The organism is Hominilimicola sp. (assembly GCF_046972485.1).
GTDB lineage: Bacteria > Bacillota > Clostridia > UBA1381 > UBA1381 > Hominilimicola > Hominilimicola fabiformis.
The window spans coordinates 1-5,353 of the sequence record NZ_JBKVWU010000140.1 but is presented as its reverse complement, the minus strand read 5'-3'; the positions used below and the strand labels follow the sequence as shown (position 1 = coordinate 5,353).

The 5,353-nt window shown below is 34.9% G+C and carries 3 protein-coding genes; 2 read left to right on the top strand and 1 reads right to left on the bottom strand.

The annotated features are described in order from the left end of the window. Nucleotides 1-1,527: sialate O-acetylesterase (locus tag ACLTU0_RS10575; RefSeq protein ID WP_412322400.1), on the top strand; the 1,527-nt coding region annotated here is incomplete at its 5' end. Nucleotides 1,528-1,907: 380 nt separating this feature from the next. On the opposite strand, the gene ACLTU0_RS10570 is transcribed toward ACLTU0_RS10575, so the two are convergent. After that, nucleotides 1,908-2,774 carry an AraC family transcriptional regulator gene (locus tag ACLTU0_RS10570; protein WP_412322399.1) on the bottom strand — a complete coding sequence of 289 codons (867 nt, stop codon included), beginning with the start codon at nt 2,772-2,774 and terminating at the stop codon, nt 1,908-1,910. Nucleotides 2,775-2,983: 209 nt separating this feature from the next. On the opposite strand from ACLTU0_RS10570, the gene ACLTU0_RS10565 reads away from it, so the two are divergent. Continuing rightward, nucleotides 2,984-5,353 (top strand): SdrD B-like domain-containing protein (locus ACLTU0_RS10565; protein ID WP_412322398.1); only part of this gene is annotated, 2,370 nt, incomplete at its 3' end.

Sequence of the window (5,353 nt, the reverse complement as noted above, 5' to 3'; positions counted from 1 at the left end):
AGTATATATCTTGACAATCTTGTAGTAAGAGAATATGAAACCGATTCATCGGATACAGACGAAACTGCGTTCCCTAAGTTTAAAAGCGGAACATATACAAAAGACGGAAGTGCACTGAAATACAGATATTATCTTCCTGAAAATTATGACAGTTCAGTATCGTATCCGGTAGTAATGTTCTTGCACGGTGAAACAAGAAAGGGCAACGATAATGAACAGCAGTTGTATAACGCACAAGATTTATTTGATAAGGTTATAGAACAGGAAAGCACAAATCCTTGTATTCTTGTTGCACCGCAATGCAGTGCGGATAACAGTTGGACTGATTTGTCGGATATGATTGACGGAGTTGTAAATGATATTCAAAATCAGTATAGTGTAAACAGTGAGAAAATATATATTTCTGGTTATTCAGAGGGTACAGAGGGCTGTTATAAGGTTGTCTCTGATAATCCCGATAAGTATGCAGGAATAATTGCAATAGCAGGAAAAGGCGATACAACGTCGGCGCAGGCAATAGCAAAAAATAATACAGGCGTAATGATTTTTGCGGGTAGCGAGGACGATACGGAAATTAATGATTCTTCAAAGGCAATATATAAAGCACTTGTCGAAAACGGTGCGACGAATGTTGAATATAAAGAAATTTACGGTGAAGGTCATAATATTCTGAAGTCAGCTGCGAATACATCAGGCTTGCTTGATTGGTTGTTTGCAAAGAATTTAACAGACAATAAGACTAAAAATACAAAAACTGTTGACTTGGCTATATTTATGGGGCAGTCAAATATGGCAGGACGTGGTGAATACGCTGACGCGACAGAATGCCCGATAGGCGCAGGATATGAATTCAGAAGTGTATCAAATGCAGATATGTTATTCGGTGTATCAGAACCTTTTGGCAAGAGTGAAAACAACGATTCTATAAATGACAACGGAAGTAACGGTGTAGACAGAAGAAGTGGGGATATGGTTTCATCACTTATGAACAGCTATTATGCCCAAACAGGTGTTCCGATTGTAGGAGTCCAAGCATCAAGAGGCGGTACAAATATAGGATATTGGAATACTGCGGCACAAAAGAATGAAGCACAGTCGCGACTTACCGCCGCTAAAACCTATCTTGAAGATAACGGTTATACTGTAAATCATATCTTTATGGTTTGGTGTCAAGGCGAGGCAGACGCGGATAAAATTTATTCGGGAAGTCAGTCGGCAGCGTCATATAAGTCACAGACGCTTAATGTGTTTGAGTATATGAAAACAGTGGGCGTTACAGATATGTTCATAGTTCAAACAGGTCAATATAACGGTGACGATGATACAGACGGCAAACATGATGAGGCGTATGTTACAGTACACGATGCACAAGCAGAACTTGCAAGTGAGAATGATAATGTTTATACAGTAGGTTCATTCCTTGAATTTAAGGAAAATATGAAAGACAATTATCATTTTCACCAAATCGCATATAATACAGTTGGAATAGCGGCAGGTAAAGCAATAGCAGAGGTATACAATAACTAAAAGAGTATTCTTTTAGTTTTGTGTAAATACAAAATGGTATAGAAAATTTTATTTAAGCGGACGGAATTAAATTCCGTCCGCTTTTGCGTTATCAAAAAATCGGCAAGTCAATAGCGGATTCTATCAGCGAAGAATATTTCCAATTATCGTATTAGTACGAAATATCTTTGATGCTCAATTCTTTCATAAGTGCTTTTGTTCGTTCCTTTCGTGCAATTTCTTCCTGTGTTCTTTTTCTTCGTAGCATAATTAAAAACCTCCATTTAGTGTATTTCTATTCTACGCTATAATGAAGGTTTACATAATACTTGAAACGAGTTACATTTATACAAAAAAGCTTGACTACAACAAATGCACATCATTTTAAATTGATGTATATTTTATGTATTGATGTTTCTAAATTCTCTTGGTGACATTCCTGTATATTTTTTGAATGCTTTTTGAAAATTACTGCTCGATGTATATCCGCAATATAATCCAATATCAGCAACGGCATGGGTGGTTGTTATAAGCATTTCTTTAGCGTGGTACATCCTTACTTCAAGGAGTGTTTCCGATATATTTTTACCCGTATAACGTTTGAAATATCGTGAAAGATATTCTCTGGATAAGTGCATATCTGACGCAAGTAGTTCAAGTGTTATTTTTTTTCCGAAATTAGAATGAATATATTTTATAATTTTATCAATTTCGTGATTTTTGGATTCCAAAGGCGTTGCATCAGTATTTTGAAATTCGTATAGTCGTGTTATTGTAATCATCAAATTATTTAATGAACTTTGAATTATTTCATTACTTCCTAATGTAAAATGATTATATTCATGTGCAATAAGCCATGATAAATGTTTTATGTTATGTGCTGCATCATCGTGTATAACAGCATAAAATGGAGACATATTAATAAGTATGTTGTACAATTTACAGACATGCACACCTATAACTCTATTATACTGTTTAATCAGCCCATTAAAAAATTCTTGATTAATTTCAATAGAGCAGACTCGCATAGGAGAGCCTTTTTCGGACGATTGAGAAACAAGTGAAAACTTTGTTTTAGGCATGATAAGTACAAAATCGCCCTCACTCAATGACTGAGATTCATTAGAAGAATATAAAAATCCTTCGCCCTCGTATACATAAAATATTGATATTGAATTTCGTTGGCAATTTCTTTTATTATGAGGGATACATTCAAAAGATAAATATAGGTTATCTAAAGATATATATAGACTATCAGTTGATGTCATTTTTCACACCACCTCTCTAAAAAATTATACAATAAATATTTTTTTGTGTCAATTAAGAATTTTCTATATCAATATTTCATACTTAGTATGTCAATAAATGAGTCTTTTTGGTCAATGTTTGATATGTACAAAAACTTACCTAACAGCTATAATATTTTCTTGATAAATGGTAAAATATAAACCAATTAAAGGAAAAAGGAGCCTGAAAAATGAAAAAAATTACAAGTTTAATCATGTCGGCGGTCATAGCCGGGCAGCTATTTGTACCTTTTACTCCAAATGTTTTGGCGGAAGATGGGGAACTTACGCCATTGCCTGTGCCTACCGGTTTGACAGAATTAGAAACAGAAGAAGATATTTTATCTATTACATTTGATAATGATGGAGAATCATCATTATATAAAATAATGGATGAATATGGTGGTACAGTAAATAGTACATCACCGAATTATACATCGATAGAAGATGCATCTGATTTAAAATATGTGAAAAACGGTGAACAACAAACTGCTACAAATCCTGAAAACAGCGGTATAAGCGGTAAAGCCTTTTACAGTCATCTTACACCGCAAAAAGGCACAGAAATCGGTAACGGATACCGTGGTTCACGTTTGACATTGGATAATGAGAAAATTCAAAGAACTGATAAAATTAAAGTGAGCTATGATTTTTCTTTGTACAACATCATAAACAATGACGGTTCAGCAAATGTCGGTATGCCACAGGGAATAACTATGACAAGTGACGCTGTTGAAAGCGGAAGTGTTCCTTATGATTTTAATGATTTGAGTTATAGTGAAATCGATGCTGATATTGCTGATGCCTCAGATTTAAGCAAACACTTGCTTACATTTGTGACAGGCCGTACAAAACGTAACGACAATGGAATTCATAGATTTGATATGACAGACAAGCTTGCATATTATGAGCCAAGATCAGCATCTGATCCGTATAAAGAAATTGAAGGTATAACACTTGCAGAAAATGCATTTAACTATTTTCATGTAGATGCAGAAATTGATTTTCTAAACAGTCAAATCAAATTTACAATAACCAACACGCAAGATACAACACAAACAGCGACAATTACAACAACTATACCTAAATATGCTTCATGGAACGGATTTATCGTATCATCACAAAAATGGGATTTAAAAGATACAACAGATAAAAAGGGACAAGATACAGAACACTACATATATCTTGACAATATCAAGGCAGTAAAAACAGCGGAAGATAAAGACAAAATAGAAACAACCGCTCCGCCGATAAGAGAACTTCCGAACGATGCCGTTACAGTAATCTCAAACAATGATTCTAATTCAACATGGAAATATAAAACATCATATGATGAGTTGCAAGTGCCGAATGAAAAAGGTTATGTTGATTATAATGCCGAAACGGCTAATTCAAGTGGATTTGGTAACAAAATAGCAACAGGTTCAAGTGCACAGGGCATTACAAGCTATACAGAGTTTGATTTCTATTTGCCGAAAAAAGGTAGCTATATAACGCTTTATAATGCGGGAAAAGCAGGTTCTACGGAAGGATACGGTAACACAATAATAATCAGTGATGCAGGAATTTGTTCTTGGACAGCTCAAGAAAAATATACAAAAGTCTATGATGAAGAGCTTGAATGCGGTAAATGGTATTCTATGACTTTGATATATGACCATAAGGGCGGTTCGGAAAAAGCATTGTTATATGACGGTGAAACTAAACTTGCTGAACAATATATACAAGCAAGAAATTTAAAAAGTACATACTATAGAGCTATATGCTTTAATCGAGGTAAAATTACAAACGGTGATGACGCACCGTATTTTGAACCGGCACAAGCAACTACATATATTGCTAATCTAAGAATATATAACAGAGGTGTAAGACAGGAATTTTATCCATACGGAAGTCAAGCTGATTCAAACGGAAATGTTGTTGATAGTGAAAACCAAGTTATAAATAACAGTCGTATCGGTTCGTATGTTGGAACATTCATAAATAACCAAGTTGACGGAACAACCACAAACAGCTATAAGTTAGGCTCTGTGCCGATAACTGCCGGTGTACCTGACGGTTATAAGTTCAGTGGATGGAAATTAATTTATCAAGACGGCAGTGATGCAAGTGAAACGGATGTAACACAAACAGGTAGTTCTACACATTTAAAATATGCCGTGCAAGCAGTACAAATGAAAGGTACAATCAGCGGTAATGTGTGGAATGATATTAATGAAGATAAAGTAAAAGCAGATAATGAAGATGCTATCAGAGGTGTAAAAATTACAATTACAGATAAAAATGATCCTACTAAAATATATGAATATACAACTGACGGAGACGGAAATTATACAACAGCAGATTTACCAGTAGGAACATATATAGTTACAATCACGATATCTGATGTATATACAATTACAACAGATAATAACAATTCTGAAATTACAGTAGAGGATGAACAGAATAAAACAGTCGATTTTGGTTTGGTGAAAACAGTTGTACCGACAGCAACACCAACAGTGACACCGACAGCAACACCAACAGTGACACCGACAGCAACACCAACAGTGACACCGACA

Bases quoted from the DNA above. Each gene is read 5' to 3' on its own strand.
- ACLTU0_RS10570 (WP_412322399.1), bottom strand. From the start codon at position 2,774: ATGACATCAACTGATAGTCTATATATATCTTTAGATAACCTATATTTA.